The sequence below is a fragment of the Atribacterota bacterium genome (assembly GCA_028717805.1).
In the GTDB taxonomy this organism is placed as follows: Bacteria; Atribacterota; Phoenicimicrobiia; order Phoenicimicrobiales; family Stramentimicrobiaceae; genus Stramentimicrobium.
Genome location: JAQUNC010000004.1, coordinates 1 through 24441, shown reverse-complemented (window position 1 = coordinate 24441; position 24441 = coordinate 1). Strand labels below are relative to the sequence as shown.

Sequence of the window (24441 nt, the reverse complement as noted above, 5' to 3'; positions counted from 1 at the left end):
AGAATAGAAAGGAGGTGAGTAAAAATGAAAAACAGAAGACTAAGTGGATTGGTTTTTGTGCTTATCTTGATACTGGCGTTTAGTGTGCTAGTAGGCAATGTATCTGCCCAAACTGTCTATTTAAATATGGGTAGTACCTCTTCAACATCCGGATTATATGCCTGGTGTGTTGGAACTGCTTCGGTTATCAATAAGGCAGATAACAACATAATTACAACAGTTATTGAGAGTGGTGCCGCCTTGGATAATTTAAGAAGAACCAGGGAAGGATCATTTGATTTTGCCTTGTGTGTTGACTCTGCTTCTGCAATGCAATTACATAGAGGAATTAGCAATTTTGAAGGGGAAGCATGGGAGCCAATAAGATGGTTATTCTTGAGAAATGCTATTGTTAACAGACTATACATCAGAGCAGATTCCGGGATAAAAACTTTTAAGGATTTAGGAGGTAAAAAATTTTCTCCCGGTATACCTGGAGCATCTTCTACGACTAACTTTATTAACTTTGATGAAGTTATCGGAAGTGGGATTGATATAGTGCCCGCAACCCTGGGTGATGCTATCAATTTATTTAGTCAAGGTCGTATTGTTGGATTACAAAAATCCAGTGGACTGACTTCCTTAGATTCTTCTTTAATTGAATTAAATTTAAAAACTCCTCTAGCAGCTATTGGTTATGGTGAAGATGATATAGAAAAGATAAGAGCAGAGTACCCCTATATCCTTTTCTTTGAAACCCCGGCAGGCAGTATCTTAGAACTTTCGGATAATCCATCTATAATGGAAGAAGGACAGGTTGTTGGTGCAGTGGCTTCCTCTAATTTACCGGAAGAAGTTGGTTATGAAATTGTAAAGGCTTATGTCGAAGGTTTTGATGAAGTTGCGACGGCATATCCTGGAATAGTGGGATGGGATCCTATTACTGACTATTTTAAGTTAGTAGCACCAGGGGGTGAAATACCAATCCATGCAGGACTTTACAGGTATTGTTTGGAAAACGGGATAGATGTACCGGAACGTTTTATTCCACCAGAGAGTAAAAAGTAATGTTGACCAGTTAGAACCAGTTGAGAATTAGAGAGGATGGCTTTTAAAGATAAATCGGGAGGTGATGACAAATGAGATGTCGTATGAAAATAAGCGTTCTTCTAATTTTTTTGGTTTTGGTTATGACAATAATCTCTGTTGGAATGGTTTGTGCTGTAGAAGAGAAGGTAACCAGTCTTGTGGTAACACCCATAAATGGGGAACCTGGAACTAAGTTAACCTTTTATGGTGCCGGGTTTGTTCCAGGAGAAAAAGTAAAGGTAATTATGACAGTAGATGGAGTTCCTTTTGCCTTTGCTGAAGTAGGTACCGGAGGATTTGTTACCGTTAATGAATATGGTGCTTTTAAACTAAAACCAGCAGGTGGTATCCCAACAGTCATGCTAAAACCAGGAGTGTACACTATTGAAGCGATTGGGGATAAGGGTTCAAGAGCGACAACACCTTTGGAAGTTTTGGAGAAACAATAAATTAAGGTTAGCTATTGATCGTTCAATAGAATACCTACATTCGTATTACCAGGATAGCAAGTATAAATAAGGCTATCCTGGTAATATTATTAAGGGGTGAGATAATGAGGAAATCATCAGTTCTAGTCTCTACCGGAAATCTGGGAGAAAATATAATTGAAAAGAACTCATTTTGCTATGGACTTAGGTGAGATATAGACTATTTAGCCGCTGATGCTGGTCCAACGTTTTTAGGAGGTTATCTTCCCCATACTCCAGTAAAATTGGAAGAACATTATATTGAGTTGTTGCTGGTAGAAGTAAGGATTTGGAATACGCCATTGATAATTTGGTTCTTTTGCTGATCCCTTGGATCTGGGTATTTTAAAATTTAGCTGAAAATAGTTAGTATATAGTATTTCATAGATCAATAATATCTATCAGGACTAGATATTAGAATTTTTATGATCAAGGTATGAGGATTAAAGTACATATAAGACGGAAAAACCGCAGCTGAGGTCCAGGAGAAAGTTATGTATACGATTGCCAGCAGTATGCACCATTATTCAATCTCATGATACCCTGGAGAAAATAATATTCTTTCTATTAGTTAGATAATAACTGTGGTTAACAAGAATAATTTATTTTATTAGTTGCATTGTTGTGGTATATTATTATAGTTATAGTGAATTTATTCACTAGATAGAAAGACTAAATTAATCTATTAGTTTAAAATTTGGTTGGAGTGAAAAATGAAAAGTAAATATTTGTCCCGACTTCTTATTTTTTCTATCATCATATTATTATTCAGTATATCTATGAATGTCTTTAGTCAGGTTCCCAATCCTGATGCCATAATCTATGCCAGTTTGGGAGATATTGAGTCACTTGATCCTCATTGGGCATACGATGAAGCCAGTATGCAGATTACCTTTCATATCTATGAGAATTTAATCAAATTTAAGAAGAACAGTCTAAGCGAATTTGATCCAGTATTAACTAAAAAAGTACCTTCAGAGGAAAATGGCTTAATTCGAGATGGGGGGCTAACCTATATTTTCCCAATCCGTGAAAATGTATTGTTTCATAACGGTAATATTTTAACCCCGGAAGATATCACCTATAGCTTTAAAAGAAGTATGATACTGGATCGGGATGGTGGACCTACCTGGATGCTTTTGGAGCCGCTTTTGGAAGTAAGTAGTATTGAAGATTTAGCTGTTGAATTGGCTGGTGTTGAATCTTATGAAGATTTGTTTGAGGAAGGTATAGTTATTTCAAAGTATCAAGATATAATGGAGAGTATTTTTAAAGATTATATTGATCCTGCTATTACAGTTGAGGGAGAGAATGTGATTTTTCACTTGCAAAATCCATATAGTGCTTTCTTAAGCATTTTAGCTCAGAATAATAGTTGTTCAGCAATTATAGACAAAGCATGGGCTATTGAGCATGATGCCTGGAACGGTGAAGTAGAAGAATGGTGGAAGTACCACGATCCGGCAGCTGAGGACGATGCATTGTATAGCATAACCAATGGTACTGGTCCCTTTCAGATGCAAAGACGGATTCCTGGAGAAATGATTCAATTGGAACGTTTTGATTCTTACTGGCAAGGCCCAGCAAAGATACAAAGGGTGTTAATAAGGATTATACCTGAATGGATTACCCGAAAATTAGTTCTATTTAACGGAGATGCCGATATAATTGAGGTAACACCAGGTTTTATTAACGAAGTTAGGGATATTAATGGTATCCGGATCATTGAAAATTTACCAATGCAGTCCATTAATATTATGCATTTTAACTGGACTATTAACCAGGAAGGAAACGGATTCATTGGTAGTGGAAAACTGGATGGCAGAGGTATTCCCCCTAATTTTTTTAATGATATACATGTAAGAAAGGCTTTCTCTTATTTGTTTCCCTATGATGCTTTTATTGAAAAATCATTACAGGGACAGGGAATAAGGATTTCCGGTCCTATGACTAGAGAAACATTGGGATATCTGGATGATCCTAATTTTTATTATCAGCAAGATATGAAAAAAGCAGAAGTGGAATTTAAGAAAGCCTGGAATGGTGAGTTATGGGAGAAGGGTTTTTATTTTAATATTTTTTATACCTCAGGATCAGATTATGCCCAAACTGCTTGTGAAATGATTGCTGATTTCGCCAGGATGTTAAATCCAAAATTTGAAATTGAACCTATAGGAATAAACTTTCCGACCATGTTAAAGGAATTATATTCCGGTAGGCTTACTATGTATAACATAGGCTGGCAGGTTGATTTCCCCGATCCATATGCCTGGGTGGGAGGGCTTTTATTTAGTAATGGTACTTTGGGTTCTGTTTATGGTGAAAATTATCAAAAACTAGCGCAGGAATTAATTAATCCCTTGATTAATCAAGCTATACAAACAGTTAATCCTTCAGAAAGAGAATTAGTCTATAAACAATTGATGCAAATAGCACATGAACAGGCAATAGCCCTTTATTTATGTCAGCATCAAGGATATCACGTGGAAAGAGATTGGGTCAAAGGATGGTATTATCACCCTCTTATACCAATGGGTGCTTTTGCTGGGGATTTCTATGAGATGTATAAAGAAGAGTAACTAATTTAATGTTTTGTCTCTGCCATAAGTATGGATAATTTTCTTTAATCTGGGAAGTGCATTTTCTTTTAATTCAGACATCTGTCTATTTGTCAGACGCCAATGCCAGTTCCCCCTGGTACAGGCAGGATTATTCATTCTAGCCCCTTCTCCTAATCCAAGCATATCTTGAACCGCTATGATGGCTAAGTTTGCAACAGAGGATTGCGCCAGTCTTATAAATTCCCAATGTACATTATTAGTAGTGATATCCTTGCTTAAATATTGCCTAACCAATATCTTTTGTTGATTTTTTATTTCTTTCTGCCACCATCCTTGTATAGTATTATTGTCATGTGTTCCAGTGAAGACTACACAATTTGTGATATGATTGTGGGGAAGGTGTATACTGTGAGGAAAACTTTCACCAAAAGCAAACTGCAGTACTCGCATCCCAGGTAACCTAAGCTGATTCATAACCTGCACTACATCTTCAGTTATAACTCCCAGGTCTTCAGCAATGAAAGGCAAATCAGGAAACTCTCTTTTTAGCATATAGAAAAAATCTTCTCCACCACCATTTACCCAATTGCCCTTGATCGCAGTTTTTTCGCCTGCTGGTATTTCCCAGTAGGCCAGCAAGCCTCGAAAATGGTCTATGCGCAATAAGTCATATAAGGTCAGATTATGAGCAATACGTCTTTGCCACCATTGAAAATTTTCTTTTAGATGTGCTGACCATTTATAGACGGGATTTCCCCAAAGCTGCCCCGTTGGACTGAAATAATCAGGCGGAACACCAGCCTGGCAGAATTGGTTTTTATTCTTGTCCAGCTTGAACAATTTAGGATGAGTCCAGACCTCAGCACTCTGATAGGTAACATAGATAGACATATCACCAATAATCTTGATATTTTTAGCCTTACAATAATGTTTAAATTCATACCATTGTCTAAAAAAGAGAAACTGGATAATTTTATATCTTTCAATTTCAGCTGACATAGTTTTCTTAAATTCTGTCAGTGTTCCCATATTCCGCTCTCTGAGGGGTACTGGCCACTCATTCCACTGCTGATGATTAAATTGATGGCGTAAAACTTCAAAGAGGGTATAGTCCTCCAGCCAGAAAGCCTGTTGTTGACAGAAATCAGCAAATTCCTTCTGCAATTTTGGTAATTTAGAGAATACCAGCACCGCTTTTTGCAATATTTGTTGTTTTAAAGGATAGACTTTACTAAAGTCTATTTCAGGTTTTTCCGGTAGAAGATACTCTTCCAAATCGCTTTTACTTAATAAACCATTCCGATGGAGTAGTTCTGGGCTAATTAAGAGAGGATTGCCGGCAAAAGCAGAATAAGAGAAATAAGGCGAATTACCGTGTTCTAATTCGGTAGGGTTTAAAGGAAGGATTTGCCAGAATTGTTGTTTATTTTTATTTAATATATTGGCAAATTGATAAGCTTGTGGTCCCAGATCCCCAATCCCGAATCTGGAAGGTAGGCAAAATATAGGCATTAATAAGCCACTAGATCGATGATTTAACAGTTTTTAACTCCTCCTACCTTATATTATTAATTGCAGACAAATTATAGACAATATCTTTCCAATAATTATAAATTATTTTTAGTAAGGTAATTCCTGCCGTGATCATCAATAAACTGGTATTCCCAAAAGTAAGAAAAACTCGCTTACCCTAATTTTCATATTTTAGAATTTAGGAAGGCATATCAATTTTGAGCATTGCCCCTAATTCTTTAAAATGTTTCCACCAGGATTGTATATTTTCTTCTTTTTGTGCTAACTTTTGCTGGAGAGGAGGCAAAATATCCTGTTTAATCTCAAAATAGATATTCTGAGCTGTCCAGAGATGCAGTTGAACCTCAAAATCCTGCATCTGTTTTAATACATCGGTGATTTCCAGGATATATTTGATTTTCAAAGGATTTTTTCTTACTTCTTCCATAGCCTGGTTTATCCATCCCCCAACATTGAATTCCAAAGTAGCCTGGTCTATAGCAATAGACCAGTTTTCAATCTCCTGCAGGATGTCGCCAAGTTTCTCTAAATCGATTGATTTCTGGGAAAAGATTATCTTTAATTCCTGATTAAGTACCTGTTCTGTAATAAGAGAGAGAGCTTTAGGAATCGGTATATTCAATTGTCTTAAAAAATTAATAATGGTACGATTATCAAGATAAGTCTGGGCAAAGTTTCTTTCTATCTCAGTCAGGATAGGTTCCAGTATCTTTTCGATAACTTCTCTCTGTTCATCTTTAAACAGATACCACAAGGAATAGCTATTAGTGCCAAAATGCTTATCCATCAATCTAATAATATCTACCACATTTGCCTGTTCAAAGGAAGAGCTAATTTCTTTCTCCATGTTCTGATATGATTCCTCATTCTGATAAATTTTTACTCCCCCGTTTACATTATGATCCCCTAAATGAAGTACGGCAAAACTTATTTTATCCTGTTCCAGGGTAATTTCTGAATGAATTGTGGCGTAACCCATCGCTATTTTTAGTTGACCATTTTCTCTCCGCTGGATTTCATCTCCCATAATTTGATAAGCATAGATATTTTTTTGTTTTCCATTAAAGAGAGCAGAAATGGCATAATGAGCTCCAACTCGAAGTAAATCTATAATAACTGGTTTGACCATCAGCTGATAAATCTTAGCTCCATTCTTATAGCGATGAACATTACTGGGAGCCTGTTCTAATTTTTTGATATACTCTTCCTCTAAATCAATAGAATCCAGTTCTTTTATCAGCTGAATACAGCGAGCAGCATATCTCATAATCTGCACTGTCTCTATTCTGGATAAATCATCAAAAAACCAGCCACAGCTGGTATACATTAACATGGCATTACGTTGCATTTCCAGGTATTTAATGGCTCTCACCGATTCTTCTCTATTGAGAGAGTGACTGGCAAATTTCCTCAGAAAATCCTGAATGCATTCGGGATAACGATCAAGAATCACTTCAATATACTCATTTCTAGCCTGCCAGATATCATTAAAATAAGCAGGAGCTCCCTTCTTAAATATTTCCATAGATTGATCACGTAACCAGTCCATGGTATCTCTCAGTGGTTTACGCCAGTTTTGCTGCCACTCTGGATGACCTCCAGCTTTACAACCACAATCATTCCTCCAGCGCTCTATACCATGACTGCAACTCCAGGACGTGTTTTCCACAATTTGTACTTCATGAGTCGGCGGATTTAATTCCAGATATTCTCCATAATTAGTTATTTTAGCTAAGTCATTTTCCTCTATATAATACAGACAATAAGAGAGAGCCATATCGCCAAAACGGTGATGATGGCCAAATGTTTCTCCGTCAGTAGCGATATTCACCAATTCTGATTTTTCATTATCTTGGGAAAAGCCTGCTATCAATTGCTGGGCAAAGGTTTCGCCATTACGGAGAAGGTCTCCAAAACTAATAGCATGAGCTAGTGAACCGTTATAGAAAAAGATATGTATTGTTTTTCCAGAAGGTAAAGGACAAATGTAGGATAACCTGGAATCGAGATTACCTTCTTTAATTACCTGCCAGTTGGTATCTTTTCCCATTTTTCTTATCTGGGCAGCCTGGTGTGGAGCAAGAATGGTATATTTAATTCCCAATTCAGCCATTGCCTCCAATGTTTCATAATCAACGGCAGTTTCGGGTAACCACATTCCCTCTGGATAGTGATCAAAATGTTTCTGGAAATCTCTAATTCCCCAGAATATCTGAGTATACTTATCCTGTGTATTGGCCAGAGGCATTATCATATGATTATAGGGTTGAGCAATAGCTGAACCATGACCATTAAATCTTTTCTGACTGAATTTATCTGCTTCTAGTATCGATTGATAAACTTCGAGTTGATGTTTTTTCATCCAGGCCAGCAAGGTTGGTCCAAAATTAAAGCTAATTTGATTGTAATTATTAACTATTTTGATGATATTTCCTTTTTTATCCAGGATGCGAGAGGCAGCGTTAGCCTTGTAACATTCTTCTGAAATCTTTTCATTCCAGTCATGGAAGGGGTAAGCTGAATCCTGTAACTCAATATCTTCTAACCAGGGATTTTCACGAGGGGGTTGGTAGAAATGACCGTGAATGCAGATATATCTATTATTATTCATCCGGTACACTCCTTTATAATAAGTTAATAAGATTATGTTTCCAGCTTTTTGAAGAAAAGAATACCCAGTGGAGGAATAGTAATATTTACTGAATAATCGTTCTCGTGCTTGGGAATAGGCCTAGTCTTTGCTTTACCCAGATTGCCATGACAACTACCGCCGTATATAGAGGCATCACTATTCAAGCATTCCTGCCAGATACCCTTTTCTGGTACGCCAATACGGTAATTATACCATGGAGTTGGAACAAAATTACAGACAATCAATATTTTTTCCTTACTACCTCTATTTTTTCTCAAAAAAACCAGCACGCTGTGTTCCCAATCATTACTTTCAATCCATTGAAAGCCACTATTTTCAAAATCAACTTCATAAAGAGCCTTTTCCTGCTGGTAAAATTGATTGAGATCTTTAATCCATCTTTGTATACCCTGATGATAAGGTAATTCAAGTAGATTCCAGTCTAAGGAGAAATCATGCTGCCATTCCTGTCTTTGTCCAAATTCACTGCCCATAAAGAGCAGTTTTTTACCGGGATGGGCAAACATATAACCAAAAAGTAGACGTAAATTGGCAAATTTTTGCCAATCATCCCCCGGCATTTTCTCCAATAAGGATTTTTTACCGTGAGTTACTTCATCATGGGATAAGGATAAAATGAAGTTTTCATTAAAGGCATATAAAAGACTAAAAGTAAGTTCCTGATGGTGATATTTACGATAAATAGAGTCTCTACCAATATAAGAAAGGGTATCATGCATCCAGCCCATATTCCATTTCATACCAAAACCGAGACCACCCAGGTATGTTGGGCGAGAAACCATAGGCCAAGCAGTGGACTCTTCAGCAATTATCTGGATATCCGGGAAAGCAGAATAGGCTGTTTCATTTAATTTTTTTAGAAAAGAAATAGCCTCCAGGTTTTCCCGTCCTCCAAATTTATTGGGAATCCATTCCCCCTCTTTACGAGAGTAGTCGAGATAGAGCATGGAGGCAACGGCATCTACCCGTAGGCCATCAGCATGATAGTAATCCAGCCAGAATAGGGCACTGCTTATTAAAAATGCTCTCACTTCATTACGGCTATAATTAAAGATATAACTCTTCCAATCCGGGTGAAAACCCTGTCTGGGATCAGCATGTTCATAAAGATGAGTGCCATCAAAATAAACTAATCCATGTTCATCACCAGGAAAATGAGAAGGAACCCAATCCAGGATAACTCCAATACCACATTGATGTAGATAATCAATCAAGTACATTAGATCCTGTGGCGTACCATAACGACTGGTAGGAGAAAAATAACCCACCGTCTGATATCCCCAGGAACCATAAAAAGGATGCTCCATCACAGGCAGTAATTCAATATGGGTAAAGCCTTTTTCTTGACAATATTGAGCAAGTTCTGAGGCTATCTCCCGATAGCTAATAGAATCATTTTGTTGGTTCGATTTTCTACGCCAGGAGCCGAGATGGACTTCATAGATAGAAAAGGGCTGGTTTAGCTGATTTTTTTCTTTACGTTGTTCCATCCAATCTTGGTCCTGCCACTGGTAATCCAGTTCCCAGATAATGGAAGCGGTCAAAGGAGGTTTTTCTCCATAGAAGGCAAAGGGATCTCTTTTATCAACACAATATTGGTGATATCTGGATTTGATATGGTATTTATATTTTATACCCCTTTCCAGGTTAGTAATAATTCCTTCCCAGATACCGCTACCGACATGAATTTGTTTGAGAGGGTGAGCAGACCATTCCCAGTTATTAAAATCTCCTATGACAGAAACAGATTCAGCATTGGGAGCCCAAACTGCAAAGTGAATACCTTTTTTCTCTTTATCAACCATCGGATGGGTTCCCAGATGACGGTATAATTGATAATTGGTACCTTCATTAAAAAGAAAAATATCTTCTTTACTTAGTATGGAATGGTGGTATAAAATTTTATTCTCCTTTTTCATTCCCAATTGCTCCTACTTCAAAGAGGATTCCTTTCAATGGTATAGCCAGCCAGTCTGGTCTATTATTCATTTCATAACCTATTTCATAAACTACTTTTTCCAGCAAATATATTCTGAGTAATTTGCTAATTTCTGATTTATCTTCCGGAAGAAGAGAAGTATCGATATATTCCAAATAAGCATTTAGAAATACTTTGCTGATGTAGAAGGTCCATAATTTTGCCCAGTGTTCCAGTTCATTATAGCCTCCAGAAATTTTCTGTTGAATTAAGGGGGTAAAAGCGGCATAATAGAATGAACGCAACATTCCAGCTACATCCTTTAAAGGATTACGTTTCAGCTTTCTTTCGCCCAGAGGTTTAGCAGGTTCCCCTTCAAAATCAATTATATAAAAATCATTTCCGGTATAGAGTACCTGACCAAGATGATAATCACCATGTATTCTAATCTTTTTGGCTTTAATCTTTTGAGACATAATTTCCTGGCAATAAGTAATTATTTGGGATTCTAATAGGAGAACTTTTTTTAGGTCTTCTTGTACTGTTTCCGGATATCTGTTATAATTCCTTCTTAAGGAAAAGAATACCCTCTTGACCAGACTTTGCATAGATTGAAAAACTGAACGTTGATAAAGTATTGAAAATGATTCTGGTTTAAAGTTAAGATCCTGAGTAACTCTGCCTAGAGCACTATGTAGTTCGGCTGTTCTTTTACCTAAGAGATAAGCCATTTCTATAAAGGGTGCCCCTATTAATTCTTGCACAATATCTGGGATATCTTTTTCCGTTTTTTCAAACAAAGAAGCAGGAAGAAAAGGTATTTTCTCTATCTGGCTGAGTTGAGCTAAAACTCTTTCATAATATCTGATTAGATAATCCTGAGCATAATCCCAGGCATTCCCCTCACTGGGAACATAGGGATATAAGATACCCAGAGTAACCTGGGAGCCATCTTTCTTTTGATATTCCAGGGCACCAGCAAAAGCTGGTATATTCTTATAATTAGTGTTTTCTGTGATATATCTTACGATTTCGAGATCGGGATTTGTTCCCTCACCCAGTTTCCGGAATATTTTAAGGATTAATTGACGGTCATAAAGAATAGAGGAATTACTCTGTTCTGTAGTAAGCAGATGGGAATGTTCAAACTTGCTGATCAGATTACGCACTTTTCTAAAGTATTTGCCGGGATAAGCCTTTAATTTTCCTTCTGTTGCAGGTATAATTCTTCTTCGGTCAACCAGTTGTAGTAAAGTCTGATGAAAAGACTCATCTAAAGCTGCATCATAAATTATACCTTCCTGTTTTGACGATTGAAATTGGAACAATACCGATTGGGGTTTTTCGGTTAAAAGTTCTTTAGCCTGCTCCATTTCCAGAAAGGATAGCGGTATATGATAGTATTCTTCTGGAGCATCATAATAACTTACTTTAATAATAAGTATAATACTTTTACTATTTCGGTTAGTTATAGGAATTATCTCTACAATATTGATTTTTAAAATCTTCCGTGATTTACTGCCAAACCAGCGCTGTTCCATTAAAAATTGGGATAAAATCTCGCTTTCCATTCTGGTTCTAATCCGATTATTAAATAGTTGAATCCAATCTAATCTAGATTTAACCAGGGGGATTTCTCTAGTGTTTTTCTCAGGATAAACCTCCTCTTCTTTTTGTAGTACAAACCAGAAATAATCATAAAAACCAAGAGTCATAATATAAGGTTTTTCCTGGATAACAGGAAAAGAATTCTTACTGAATATTTCAATGGGAGTATAGCCGCCATATCGGGAAAGATCTAATTCCGCTACCTGAGAAAAGCGAGAGAGATTTACCACTACCAATATGATTTCATCCTTATATTTCCTGAGGAAAGCCAGAATTTTGGGATTTTCAGGATGTAATAATTCAATAGATCCCCGCCCAAAGGCTTTGTAATTTTTTCGCATGTTAATTACTCTTTTCATCCACCAGAGAAAAGAGGTTTGGTTTTGTTCCTGGTTTTCTACATTAACTGTCTCATAATGATAAGCTGGGTCAATTATAACCGGCAGATAAAGCTTCTGAGGATTAGCGCGAGAAAATCCGGCATTACGATCTGCACTCCATTGCATGGGAGTTCTTACTCCATCACGATCTCCTAAAAAATGATTATCTCCCATAGCTATTTCATCACCGTAATAGATGGTGGGTGTACCAGGTAAGGAGAAAAGTAAGATTTTCATAATTTCCATTTTTCGGCGATGATTTTCCAGTAAAGGTGCCAGGCGCCTTCTGATACCCAGATTAATTCTGGTAGTAGTATCTCTGGCATAGACCCGATACATATAATCCCTCTCTTCATCGGTAACCATCTCTAGAGTTAATTCATCATGGTTCCTCAAGAAGAGAGACCATTGACAATTATCAGGAATAGGAGGAGTTTGGTCTAGAATATCAATAATCGGGAAGCGATCTTCCATTCTTAGAGCCATAAACATACGGGGCATGAGCGGGAAATGAAAAGCCATATGGCAAGCATCTCCATTTCCAAAATAGCGAATAGCATCTTCCGGCCATTGGTTAGCCTCGGCAAGAATCATGCGATTCTGATAATTACGGTCCATATAAGTCCGCATCTTTTTTAAAAATTCTAATGATTCAGGTAAATTCTCACAATTAGTGCCTTCTCTTTCAAAGAGATAGGGTACAGCATCCAGTCGTAATCCATCAACACCCATCTTCATCCAGAAATCAATTATTTTTAAGATAGCCTTTTGTACTTCTGGATTATCATAATTCAGGTCTGGTTGATGAGAATAGAACCGGTGCCAGAAATACTTTTCATTTTCAGGATCTCTGGTCCAGTTAGATGTCTCAAAGTCCTGAAATATAATTCGTGCATCCAGATATTTATCCGGCTTATCACTCCAGACATAGAAATCTCGCCATTTTTTAGGAGCATTCTTTTTTCGTGCTTTTTGAAACCAAAGATGCTGATCTGAGGTATGGTTGAGAACTAGCTCAATAATAACCTTCATTTCCCGCTTATGAGCCTCTCTTAAGAAATTTTTAAAGTGACGCATATTTCCATAATGAGGATGAATATCATAATAGTCAGAAATATCATAACCATCATCCTTCAATGGTGAGGGGAAAAAAGGTAATAACCAGATAGTGTTTACTCCCAGACTTTCCAGATAATCAAGTTTTTCCGTGAGACCTCTAAAATCTCCAATTCCGTCACCATTCTTATCATAAAATGTTTTAACATGAAGTTCATAGATAATGGCATCCTTATACCATAAGGGAGTTTCTGAAAAGTCTTCCTGGCTCAACATGTATTTTCTTCCTCCTAGTTAAAATAATCGAATTGATTTTCTCTTTTGAGATATTTTTTTATTTTTATAATATGAGCTGGTAATACATAGGGATTTAGCTCTACATAGTTATATTCACCTTGCCAGACATATTGTCCGCCACCCAATAAATCGTGAGCTAAAAAAGATTGCTCTGGCGGAATGCCGAGTTCATACAAAGGAACTTTGACCCATCCGGATTGGGTATAATAAGGATCTAAGTTAATGACTACTAAGATGGCATTATTTCTTTCCTCGTTAAATTTGGCGAAATAAAGTAACTGATTATTTTCTACTGGTAAAAACTGGATATTATTAGTTTGATGGAATTCAGAATTTTCCTCTCTAATACGATTAATGGTAGCGAATAGGTCTCTGATATTTTCTTTTACCTCTTCTGATAACCAGTTTTTAATTTCATATTTCTCAGAATTGTAATATTCCTCTTTCCCTGGTAAAGGCTTATTAATAAATCGTTCATAGGGCGGCCCATAAATCCCGTAATTGGAAGACAGGGTTGCTGCTAGTATAAATTTGATAATAAAAGCAGGATTACCATCGGTTTGTAAGTATTCAGAAAGAATATCCGGAGTATTAGGCCAAAAATTGGGACGAAAATATTCTCTTACCTGGGTTTGAGTTAATTCAATTAAATAATCTGTTAATTCCTGCTTGGTATTGCGCCAGGTGAAATAGGTATATGATTGAGTAAAACCGAGTTTGGCTAATCGATACATTACTTTTGGTCTGGTAAAGGCTTCTGATAAAAAAATTACCTCAGGATAATCTTTTTTTACCAAATTTATTAACCATTCCCAGAATAGAAATGGTTTGGTATGAGGATTATCTACTCTAAAAATTTTAATTCCCTGTTTAATCCAGAACATTACAATATTTTTTAGTTCTTCCCATAACCCTCGCCAGTTTTCAGTTTCGAAATTAAAAGGGACAATATCTTCATATTTCTTGGGTGGATTTTCAGCATATTGAATAGTGCCATCAACTCGCCAGCGGAACCATTCTGGATGTTCCTTGATATAAGGATGATCTGGTGAACATTGGAAAGCAAGGTCTAAGGCTATTTCCATCCCATATTCCTGGGCTTTTTTAATAACTTCCTGAAAATCTTCCAGTCTTCCCAGCCGGGGATGGATAGCTATATGCCCACCTGTTTTATTGCCAATAGCCCAGGGACTACCCGGGTCATCTGAATTTGCTAGAATAGTATTATTTTTTCCCTTACGGTGTGTTTCCCCAATAGGATGGATAGGGGGAAAGTAAAGAACATTGAATCCCATATTAGCGATTTCCGGAATCCAGTTCAAGCAATCACGAAAAGTACCATGAGCACCTGGTTTAGAAGAACAGGATCGAGGAAATAGTTCATACCAGGCACTGAAGCCAGCTCTTTTTCGATCTACGATTACTCTTAGATTCTTATCATAATGTGTAATATGATTGGGCAAAGGATATTTTTTGAGGAACTCTTTGTTCAATTCTTTTTTTAATAATTTTATTATTTCTTCCTGATTTTCACCCCTTTGAATAAGGGTAATGAGCTTTTGAATAGCAACTTTTTTATCAGCCTCTTCAATCTTAAGAACAACTTCAGCTAAGAGGGAAAGACCGTTTTTTAAATCAACTGTCAGATTATCACTGCCAGTTGCCTTTTTTTGAATATCTTTCCACCAAGTAGTCAAATGGTCGACCATTGCTTCTATAGTATATTCATAAATACCAGGCTCATTAACAGTAAATTCTCCCTGCCAGAAATCATTCACTATAAACTCCATGGTGTTTTTTTGCCAATATTTTTCTTCCTTTTTCCGAAAAAGTAAATAACTCTGAACCTGTTCATGCCCATCAGCATAGATATCGGCAGAAACTTTTACCTTCTCCCCCTCTATTCTTTTAATGGCAAATTGGCCATGGTTAATCTCTGGTTGTACATTCTCAATGACAACCCGCTGTTTTCCATTAAGTGTATTTAAATTTATAATTTTTAAAATCCTTTCTATTGATTCTGCTAATTATTCTGTTTAGTTTCCCCAAACCTGAACTATAACTTACGATTCCAGATATTTGGTTATTGATTTTAACATTCCTGGAGCAGAATGGGACATTTTTATTCTTCTTGCTAATTCTTTTGCGCCGAATACATCGCGTATCCAGTTGGCAAAATCATTATTTTTTGAATGGACATGATAACAAAACAATTCCTGTTCCATGTTAATCAGCTGATCAATTAATTCGGCTAAACTTTTTATCGGCGTCCCATTATGCAGATAAAAATACTGCTCTACGGTTGGAGCTTCTTGATAGATATCAATTTTTTTACCCTTAGTAACCATTTCTTATCCTCCTTCATTATTATTATATAGTCATACAATTATATTATATATGGTAACTTTTAGCCTCTGTAGTAGTATGGTAAGGTAGTGTGATTTTTGCATGGTATATAAAGTCAAATATTTTAATTATTTATTTGTATGTCTTAACTTGTGAATTATTTTTTACTCTTCCAGTTCTTGTCCAATGACAATTTGTCTGCTTTTACTTGTTATATAATATTATAAGATAAAAAGCCCCCAATTCAAAATTAAGAGCTTTTATCTTATGAAATAATAATCCTATTTATTGTTTATAGATATCTTTTTAAGGATTAAATTGTTCAAAAATTATTTTTATCCCGCCATTGGAATTTCCAGTAACAATATCCACTGTTTTAATCTCTCCTGGCTGAAAAGCCCATTGCTGTATCTCCCCTTTTTCAAGTGAAAATTCTATTGTTTCAATAGGATCCTGATATTCTCCCTTAAAGAAGGTGACCTCACCCTGAGCTATTGCTGATTTTTCATTATCACCAATAATGGTCAACTGAACCTCTTTGTCTTCACTGAAAAATAATCCCTGTCCAAAATTTTCAAAGAGATAATATTCTTTTCTTTCAATTTTATCCGTAAAATGCGATTCTTGAATTACCACTATTTGAACGGTACCCTCTTGTACTTTTACTTCAATTTTGTTAATTTTCAGGCTACTACTAAAGGAAGGTTTGATTTTCCCTTTTGGTGAAACTGCCTTCTCAATAATTTCCTCGTTAATAACTTCTCCTTCTCGAATAGGGATTACTGTAACATAGGCATCTTTATCACCTTTATTTTCAATTACTAAGTTTTTCTCCAAACCAGGGATAACCTTTATCTGCAATAAACTTCCTGATCCTAATACTCTTCCTACTGGAGCTTCAACCTCTGTCATTCCAGAAAACTCTTCTGAGATGATTGAAACACTCTCTTCTGTTTTGTTTGTCGGTATTTGCTCGGCAGGAGAGTCCATTCTTATATAATCTGCAGGAACTAAAAATTTGTCATCATCCTGGTTACCAATCTGTATATCCAGTAATTCAAAAATGCTCTTATTAGCATTGATCAGTGGAACAACCACTTTTATTCTCTGTTTTAATTCTGGGGAGTACCAGACTTCAATTGCCTCATCCAAGCCTTGCCTGCTATAGACGTATTTTTCGCATTCAAATCCGGCAATAACTTCTGTACCAGTTTTCTCTTCCTGGTATCCGTCTGTAATCATCTCCCATCCAATGATGGGATTAAATAAAAATATCTCTTCTTTAGAAAATTCCATATAAAACTTCATAATCGGGTGTAGACCAAGATAAGAATCAATCTGGCGGTTAGCAATGATTACTATTGGTTCTTCGTTACTATCTTTGCCTTCTAGCCGATAAAAATGATCTTTCACAAAATAATCATAATAATAGATTTCTTCGGGTTGTTCAATCTTGATTTGAGCCGAAAATTCCTGGGCGTTAACTGAAGATTGAAAAATGATCAAATACATAGCAAAAAACAGAATAAATATACTACATACCAACCAATAAGCTTTATTTTTCATTTTTTACCCCTTTTTATTTTTTTATCTTTTTTTATTGTACTATTTTTTATAGTAAAATAAAAATAAAGATACCCCTTTTTTATTAAATTTAAATATTTTTTTATTTTCTTAAAAGTATATTTTCTTAATGAGATAATTCATATTTTTCCAATAAATTATATAAATTGTATTTTATTTCTGTCTGGTAGAATAGAAATGGATTAAAAATTAGACTATATATCAAAAAAGAAATAGAATAGTAAAAATTAGACAGGAAATATCTGATGCCAGAACATATAAAAAAGATAGAGTTAGCAAAAAGATTTATTGCAGAGAACATAAAAATATTTCGTTGTCCGGTTTGTTCAGAACAGATGTTACTGAAAGGCAATTCTTTGCTATGCTTAAATAAACATTGTTTTGACCTATCCAGAAAGGGCTATCTTAATCTCTTAATGCATTCTATTAGTTCTAAATATGATAGGCAGATGCTAAATTCCAGGAAAATTATTACCCGGCAAGGATTTTTCCAGGCACTGATAGAGCGGATAGGTGACATTATTATAAGGGAAATAAAGGAAAAGAAAACAGAAACAATAGTTAGAATACTTGATGCAGGTTGTGGAGAAGGCACCAATTTGGTCAGTCTATTATCCTATCTGAGCAGTAAGTCAAATCTTAAGTTTATTGGGATTGGTTTAGATATTTCCCGAGAAGGTATACATATTGCTTCTGTAAGTTATCCAGGAAATATCTGGCTTGTTGCAGATCTCGCTAATTGTCCTTTGAATGACCAGCAATTTGATATAATTATTAATATCTTATCTCCTGCTAATTATGCTGAGTTTAAAAGAATTCTCAAGGATTCGGAATTATTTATTAAAGTATTACCTGGCTCAAGCTATCTTCAGGAAATTAGAAAAATATTTTACACAAAAAAAGAAAAACGCGAATACTCTAATGAAGAGGTCATTGCTTTACTGGGGAAAAATTTCAACATTATCAGCCAGGAACAACTGGTATATAAATGGAAGCTCAGACGAGATGATTTCATTCCAATAATAGAGATGACCCCGCTCTCCTGGAGTATTAATAAGGAAGATATAAAACAGAAACGGCATCTTGAAATGAAGCAGATAACAGTGGATTTGACTATTGTTGCCGCAAAAAAACAAATTAAAAAAACTATTATGGGCACTAAGAAGAAAAGATAATATGATTCAACTGGCAAAAAGGAACAACAAAAAAGCTCATAGTTTAGGAACATCTAAATATGCTTTCCCTACCTCATATCACTATAGATTTAAGTTAGAATGGTTTTCTTTCCTCACTTCCCTATAATAGGCAAATAATCCGTTTTAACCAAAGTCTAGATAGGTTATTATTTCAACACTTCTTTAGTCTTCTTTTTTACTGACAACTTATTCTGTCTATATTATGGATAAATTTGGACCATTGAAGAGCATTCAATATGGATTTAGTTTCCGATCGTGTTTTAATAAAAAATAGATAAATAGGTTTTTTTGAACAATCCTCAAATAATCCACTTCTAATTAATTAATGTATTAATACTTCTATAAATAGTTTTATTGACGGTTAGTTAATCAGAGGATCATTATGTAGTAGTAGGAAAATATTCTGGAGAGGAGCATGCTGAAATGGCAATAAGATTATTACTGCTTTTTATTTTAAGATTAATCCATGGTATTGAATATTTTAATTAAAAAAATAAGATTATGATAAAAACATTTTAAAACAATTATTATTATTTTTACATAGATTAGCTCTAAAACCAGAAAATTTTAAAGTAAACAAAAAGTTGCAAAGAATCGATAAAGGCATGATTGACACAAAAAATAGTCAATGGTATAATTTATTTTAATATCATATTATAAAATCTATATTTCATATAGTGAAATATTTTATGATGAAAAATAAAAAAGATACAATTTATTCCGTTAAATCTCTAAAACGTGGCATATTAATAATTGAAGCTTTAGCAGGGAGAGAACCAGAATTAAGTGTTACTGAAATTAGTAAGTTAACAAAATTAAATATTAGCACTGTTCACAGATTATTGCAGACTTTAATTGATTTGCATTGGATAGATCAGAATTTGCAAAATCGTAAATACAAACTTAGTTTAAAAATTTTTGAATTAGGTAGAATTGTTGTTGAAAACATAGAAATTGTTAAACGTGCCATGCCTTTTATGGAAAAATTAGCAAAAAAATATAATGAAGCAATTAACCTTGCACAATTGCAGAAAGATGAAATAGTTTATATCCACAAGATTGAGAGTGACACAACATTAAAATTAGATTTGAAACTTGGTTCCAGGCATCCCATTTACTGTACGGGTTTAGGAAAACTTTTATTGGCTTTTTTGGATGAAGATACCATAGGTGCTTATTTAAAAAGAACAAAATTAAAAAAATTTACTGCTAATACTATCACCGATAAAGATATATTATTAAATGAACTTATGAAGATAAGAAAAAAGGGATACTCATTTGACCATGAAGAATATGTAAAAGGCGTAAATTGTATCGCAGTTCCAGTAAGAAATTATTTAAATGAAGTCTGCGCAGCTTTGAGTATTGCTATTCCTACCGTGAGATTTAGTCAAGATCAAATGCCTTTTATAATTAATGACCTGCTTAGTTATGCTAAAAATATATCAAGTTATAAGTAACCAATCTTTTATTATAAAAAATCATATATTAAAAATCTTATTAAAATATTAACTAAAATCAACATCTGGCATTAAACATTCAATACATAATGAATTAGAAATGAGAATTTTATTAAATCCATTTATTATTAAGATTATTAAAGCATGGTAGAAGGTCTTCTCTAATCAAAATTATTTTCAAAAGTTTTTTAAAATAATTTTGATATATTTCAAAATAAACTTTTCGGGAGGTGATAAATTTAGATAAGTATGATGACAGTTCGTAATCATTAAGAGAAACAAAAAAAGAAGGAGTATAAACAATGATAAAAATTTACAGAATACTCGTGGCAATTTTATTTTTTTCAATTATTTTTTCCCAAATTTCTTTTGCACAAGAGGAAATTACTATTGCTGGAGGAAGTGTGGGTGGTAGTTGGTTCCCGATTGTTAATGCAATTAGTGATCTTCTAAATCAAGAATTGGGTAAAAATATATTTTTTGCTAAACCAGGTGGAGGTTCTTCAAACCCCTTATTAGTAAGTCAGGGTAAAATGAGTGCCGGTATGTCATATTCATCATTTTTAGTTGCCTTAGAACGAGGTGAAGATCCTTTTACAATTGAGCATAAGAATAATAATCTTAGATCTGTTGCATTACTGTTTCCAATGTATTATCACATTATTGCTGCTAAAGAGCTACCCTTTGATAGTTTAGGTGAATTTGTGGAAATGAAACATCCTGTAAGAATCTTTCCTACCGATGTAGGACATGCAGAGAATTGGATAACAGTAAAAGCTTTAGCAGCATTAGGAGTTACCCTTGATGATATTAATAAATGGGGAGGACAGGTTAAATACATAAGTTCGGTTGAAGAAGCCTCTGAGTATAAGGATAAGCATATCAATATGGCAGTTACCCATAACGTAATTCCTTTTGCTACTTTTATTGATATGTTTATGAGTAGAGACTCCAAATTAATTGGATTGGATGAAATAGTAATAAAAGAATTAAAAGAATATGGGATGCAAGAGCTAGTCATTCCTGCCGGTACCTATGAGGGTCAGGATAAGGATATTAAAACAGTAGGTATGCCTGCTGTGCTTTTTGTAAGGGATGATATACCAGATGATATAGTGTATGCTATGGCTAAAGTAATATGTGAAAATACTGAATACCTGAGTTCAATTAATAAATCTTTTAATAGTTTTAATCCCGAGACCGCTTGGGCAAATTTAGGTGCAACTCTGCATCCTGGAGCTGAGAAATACTTCAAAGAAAAAGGGTATATGAAGTAGTTTATTTTTTCATACAGGGGAAGGATTAAAAAACTCCTTTCCCTGTATAGATAAAGGAGTCTCTATGGTTCAAAAAGAAGAAAAACTAACAAGCATTATGGAAAGTCCTATTCGCAAATTAACAGGAACTTGGCATATTACTTCAAAAATAATTGCAGTAATAATGTCATTAATATCGCTTTATACAGCGGCTTTTGGTACCTTTCCAACATATATACAAAGAGCAATTCATTTAATATTTGTACTGGTTTTAACTTTTTTATTATATTCTTTTAAAAGAAATATTAAAGATCAAGTAAAAATTTTTGATGTAATTTTAATAATATTTTCATTACTATCTTTGGGGTGGATTTTAATCAATCACCAGAGGTTTATAACTAGATTTGCTTATGTGGATCCATTACATTTGTTTGATTATATTTTTTGTATAGTACTGATTTTGGTAATAATAGAAGCAAATAGGAGAACTATGGGATGGCCTTTGGTTACAACAACCATAGTGGCCATAATTTATAATTTTTTTGGTCATTATATCCCCGGTTATTTTTCAGCTCCTAAATGTACATTAGAATACTTTACTAATCATATTTATATGAGTACTGAAGGGATTCTTGGTAATGTTGTTGGACTTTCTTCAACTTATATTATTATGTTTGTCATATTTGGAGCATTTGTTGATTTTGCAGGTATGGGGAAGCTATTTATTGATTTATCCAATGCATTGACCGGTAGACAACCAGGCGGTCCGGCAAAAACTGCAGTTATTGCGAGTGGAATGTTTGGTTCAATAAGTGGAAGTGGAGTTGCCAATGTTGTTACTACAGGAGTATTCACAATTCCGGCAATGAAAAAAGCTGGTTATTCCCCAGAGGAAGCCGGGGCAGTAGAAACAGTTGCTTCCTGTGGTGGACAATTGCTACCTCCGGTAATGGGATCAGCAATATTTTTGATGGTTTCCTTTGTTGGTATATCATATTTAGAAATTGTAAAAGTTTCTATCATTCCAGGTTTAATGTATTTTTCTCTAGTATATCTCTTTGTAGATCTCATAGCCAGAAGAAGAGGAATGAAGGGAGTTGCTCAAATAGAGATAATTCCTTTACCTAAGCTTTTAAAGGAGAATGGCTATTTACTAATTCCAATTGTCGCTCTAGTTGTTTTAATAATAAAGGGATATACGCCCTTTTATGCAGCTTTTGTATGTATTGTATTGATGGTATTAGTGAGTTTTTTCCGAAGAGAAACAAGTTTTACTTTAGAAAAAACAATTTCTGCTCTTGAGCGTGGATCAAAAAATATGGTAGCTATGGGATCAGCTGCTGGTTGCGTAGGCATAATAATGGGAATTGTTACTTTAACTGGAGTTGGTGTAAGGATGAGTTCCTTAATTCTTCGCTTGTCCCAACACAATTTATTATTAACAATTATTTTAGTGGGAATTATTGCTTACATTTTAGGCATGGGATTAAACGTAACAAGTGCTTATATTATTGGTTCTGTATTAACTGCTCCCGCCCTTGTTGAAATAGGCGTACCTTTATTGGTAGCTCATTTATTGGTATTTTGGTTTTGCCAAACCTCTAATGTTACTCCACCAGTTTGCATGGCTGCTTATGCAGCCTCTATTATAAGCGGGGGAAATGCTATGTTAACGGGTTTTAAATCAGCTAAAATGGCGATTGGGATGATAGTCATACCTTTCCTTTTTGTTTATACACCAATAATATTTACGATACATAATACTAATATACTAGTATTCCTTTGGTTTTTAATTACCTCACTACTATCATTAGCTCTACTCGCCGTAACTTTAGAAGGATATATCAATAAGCATATCACAATGAGAGGAAGAGTTTTGACAGGAATTGCATCTCTAAGTTTATTTCCACCCAATTTTTATAGCAAAATTTTTGGTTTAGTTATATTTTTGTTATTCCTATTGTTTTATAAAAAAGTATCTTATGTCGACAAAGAAAATACTATTGATTAAGTATTTATAATTGATACGGAAAAAATGACAACAAAATTGATATTTATTTAGTAAGGAGTTTCATTATGTTAAAGAAAATAGAGTATGGAAAAAGTTATAGATATGATTCCTATACCTGGGAAGAGTTGAATGAAATCATTGCACAGGATAGAGTGGCTCTTCTTCCCGTTGGTTCAATAGAACAACATGGAAAGCATCTCCCGATTGATGCTGATAGTTTTATTTTAGAACAAATGTGTATTGCAACAGCTGAAAAGGTTCCGGAAGATATTTTACTTTTAAATCTCATACCATATGGATTCTGCTGGCATCATATTGATTTTCCGGGACCTTTAAGTGTAACTGGTAATCATCTAAGTGAATTTGTTTTAGATATTACAAAAAGTCTGGCACACCATGGCGTTCGTCGAATTTTAATTATAAATGGTCATGGTTCTAATGCTCCTTATTTAGAGGATGCGGCAAGGAGAACCGTTTTGGAAACTAATGCAATATGCGGTTCATTCATATCCTATAATTTAGCTAAAAAAGAAATTGCAGAGGTTAGAGAATCTGAATGGCCTGGCGGGATTGCCCATGCATGCGAAATGGAGACATCAGTATATTTATATTTAGCAAAAGATAGAGTTAAAATGGATAAAGCTGTTAAAGAAATAGGATTTGGCAAGTCAAAATACCATTGGATCGATACAATAGGACCATCACCAGTAAGCATGAGAACATGGTGGTCTACAATTTCTGAGAGTGGAGTAGTAGGGGATGCCACACTGTCTAGTGTAAAAAAAGGAGAAATTATTTTTAATGCAGTGGTTGACAATTTAGTTCAATTGATAAAGGAAATAAAGAATAGAAAAATTAAAAACAGAAAAGATCATCATAAAACTGAAAAGGTATAAGAAAAAAAATAGAGAGAAGTAAAATATATGAAAATTACTATCGTTGGTGCCGGTGCCATGGGTTCTCTCTTTGGAGGATTGCTGGCAGAAGCAGGAAATAAGGTCTTACTTCTGGATATCTGGAAAGAACATGTAGATGCCATTAATAGTA

The 24441-nt window shown here is 34.8% G+C and carries 16 protein-coding genes; 9 read left to right on the top strand and 7 right to left on the bottom strand.

Going from position 1 to position 24441, the window contains the following annotated elements; all coding sequences use genetic code 11:
• Positions 1 to 24: 24 nt before the first annotated feature.
• The 3 genes from PHD84_01660 (at position 25) to PHD84_01650 (ending at position 4114) form a co-directional block, all read left to right on the top strand.
• On the top strand, positions 25 to 1047 hold the full coding sequence (locus tag PHD84_01660) for a TAXI family TRAP transporter solute-binding subunit (GenBank protein MDD5636514.1): 1023 nt from the start codon (positions 25 to 27) through the stop codon (positions 1045 to 1047).
• 71 nt (positions 1048 to 1118) lie between these two features.
• The gene (locus PHD84_01655; GenBank protein MDD5636513.1) at positions 1119 to 1517 is read left to right on the top strand and encodes a hypothetical protein; all 399 of its coding nucleotides are present in this window, start codon (positions 1119 to 1121) and stop codon (positions 1515 to 1517) included.
• Between the two features lie 731 nt (positions 1518 to 2248).
• On the top strand, positions 2249 to 4114 hold the full coding sequence (locus PHD84_01650) for an ABC transporter substrate-binding protein (protein ID MDD5636512.1): 1866 nt from the start codon (positions 2249 to 2251) through the stop codon (positions 4112 to 4114).
• Here PHD84_01650 and malQ read toward each other — a convergent pair whose 3' ends face one another.
• The 7 genes from malQ to PHD84_01615 all read right to left on the bottom strand — a co-directional run bounded on the left by malQ (position 4115) and on the right by PHD84_01615 (position 17453).
• Positions 4115 to 5638, bottom strand: a complete 1524-nt coding sequence (malQ, locus tag PHD84_01645; protein MDD5636511.1) for a 4-alpha-glucanotransferase — start codon at positions 5636 to 5638, stop codon at positions 4115 to 4117.
• Between the two features lie 169 nt (positions 5639 to 5807).
• The gene (locus PHD84_01640) at positions 5808 to 8240 is read right to left on the bottom strand and encodes a DUF3536 domain-containing protein (GenBank protein MDD5636510.1); all 2433 of its coding nucleotides are present in this window, start codon (positions 8238 to 8240) and stop codon (positions 5808 to 5810) included.
• Positions 8241 to 8272: 32 nt separating this feature from the next.
• The gene (gene glgB / locus PHD84_01635) at positions 8273 to 10201 is read right to left on the bottom strand and encodes a 1,4-alpha-glucan branching protein GlgB (protein MDD5636509.1); all 1929 of its coding nucleotides are present in this window, start codon (positions 10199 to 10201) and stop codon (positions 8273 to 8275) included.
• Positions 10185 to 13520, bottom strand: a complete 3336-nt coding sequence (gene treS / locus PHD84_01630; GenBank protein MDD5636508.1) for a maltose alpha-D-glucosyltransferase — start codon at positions 13518 to 13520, stop codon at positions 10185 to 10187. The genes glgB and treS overlap by 17 nt, the downstream gene beginning before the upstream one ends.
• Before the next feature lie 14 nt (positions 13521 to 13534).
• Entirely contained in the window at positions 13535 to 15535 is a 2001-nt protein-coding gene (locus tag PHD84_01625; protein MDD5636507.1) for an alpha-1,4-glucan--maltose-1-phosphate maltosyltransferase, read from the bottom strand.
• 69 nt (positions 15536 to 15604) lie between these two features.
• On the bottom strand, positions 15605 to 15889 hold the full coding sequence (locus tag PHD84_01620; protein ID MDD5636506.1) for a hypothetical protein: 285 nt from the start codon (positions 15887 to 15889) through the stop codon (positions 15605 to 15607).
• A 304-nt stretch (positions 15890 to 16193) separates the two neighbouring features.
• On the bottom strand, positions 16194 to 17453 hold the full coding sequence (locus tag PHD84_01615) for a hypothetical protein (GenBank protein ID MDD5636505.1): 1260 nt from the start codon (positions 17451 to 17453) through the stop codon (positions 16194 to 16196).
• A 263-nt stretch (positions 17454 to 17716) separates the two neighbouring features.
• Here PHD84_01615 and PHD84_01610 point away from each other — a divergent pair, with 263 nt between their 5' ends.
• From PHD84_01610 to PHD84_01585, 6 genes are all read left to right on the top strand, one after another.
• A complete protein-coding gene (locus tag PHD84_01610; protein ID MDD5636504.1) occupies positions 17717 to 18646 on the top strand; it encodes a methyltransferase domain-containing protein in 930 nt (309 codons plus the stop codon).
• Positions 18647 to 19356: 710 nt separating this feature from the next.
• Positions 19357 to 20127, top strand: coding sequence for an IclR family transcriptional regulator (locus PHD84_01605; protein MDD5636503.1), 771 nt, complete (start codon positions 19357 to 19359; stop codon positions 20125 to 20127).
• A 302-nt stretch (positions 20128 to 20429) separates the two neighbouring features.
• Complete coding sequence (locus PHD84_01600) at positions 20430 to 21404, top strand: TAXI family TRAP transporter solute-binding subunit (GenBank protein ID MDD5636502.1); 975 nt, start codon at positions 20430 to 20432, stop codon at positions 21402 to 21404.
• Between the two features lie 64 nt (positions 21405 to 21468).
• Positions 21469 to 23394: a TRAP transporter permease gene (locus tag PHD84_01595; GenBank protein ID MDD5636501.1), complete on the top strand. Its 1926-nt coding sequence runs from the start codon at positions 21469 to 21471 to the stop codon at positions 23392 to 23394.
• Positions 23395 to 23459: 65 nt separating this feature from the next.
• Entirely contained in the window at positions 23460 to 24290 is an 831-nt protein-coding gene (locus tag PHD84_01590) for a creatininase family protein (GenBank protein ID MDD5636500.1), read from the top strand.
• Between the two features lie 27 nt (positions 24291 to 24317).
• On the top strand, positions 24318 to 24441 hold a 124-nt coding region (locus tag PHD84_01585; GenBank protein MDD5636499.1), incomplete at its 3' end, for a 2-dehydropantoate 2-reductase N-terminal domain-containing protein.

Coding starts and splice junctions, on each gene's coding strand:
- PHD84_01660 (MDD5636514.1), top strand. CDS start 25: ATGAAAAACAGAAGACTAAGTGGATTGGTTTTTGTGCTTATCTTGATA.
- PHD84_01655 (MDD5636513.1), top strand. CDS start 1,119: ATGAGATGTCGTATGAAAATAAGCGTTCTTCTAATTTTTTTGGTTTTG.
- PHD84_01650 (MDD5636512.1), top strand. CDS start 2,249: ATGAAAAGTAAATATTTGTCCCGACTTCTTATTTTTTCTATCATCATA.
- PHD84_01640 (MDD5636510.1), bottom strand. CDS start 8,240: ATGAATAATAATAGATATATCTGCATTCACGGTCATTTCTACCAACCC.
- glgB (MDD5636509.1), bottom strand. CDS start 10,201: ATGAAAAAGGAGAATAAAATTTTATACCACCATTCCATACTAAGTAAA.
- treS (MDD5636508.1), bottom strand. CDS start 13,520: ATGTTGAGCCAGGAAGACTTTTCAGAAACTCCCTTATGGTATAAGGAT.
- PHD84_01620 (MDD5636506.1), bottom strand. CDS start 15,889: ATGGTTACTAAGGGTAAAAAAATTGATATCTATCAAGAAGCTCCAACC.
- PHD84_01615 (MDD5636505.1), bottom strand. CDS start 17,453: ATGAAAAATAAAGCTTATTGGTTGGTATGTAGTATATTTATTCTGTTT.
- PHD84_01610 (MDD5636504.1), top strand. CDS start 17,717: ATGCCAGAACATATAAAAAAGATAGAGTTAGCAAAAAGATTTATTGCA.
- PHD84_01605 (MDD5636503.1), top strand. CDS start 19,357: ATGATGAAAAATAAAAAAGATACAATTTATTCCGTTAAATCTCTAAAA.
- PHD84_01600 (MDD5636502.1), top strand. CDS start 20,430: ATGATAAAAATTTACAGAATACTCGTGGCAATTTTATTTTTTTCAATT.
- PHD84_01595 (MDD5636501.1), top strand. CDS start 21,469: ATGGTTCAAAAAGAAGAAAAACTAACAAGCATTATGGAAAGTCCTATT.
- PHD84_01590 (MDD5636500.1), top strand. CDS start 23,460: ATGTTAAAGAAAATAGAGTATGGAAAAAGTTATAGATATGATTCCTAT.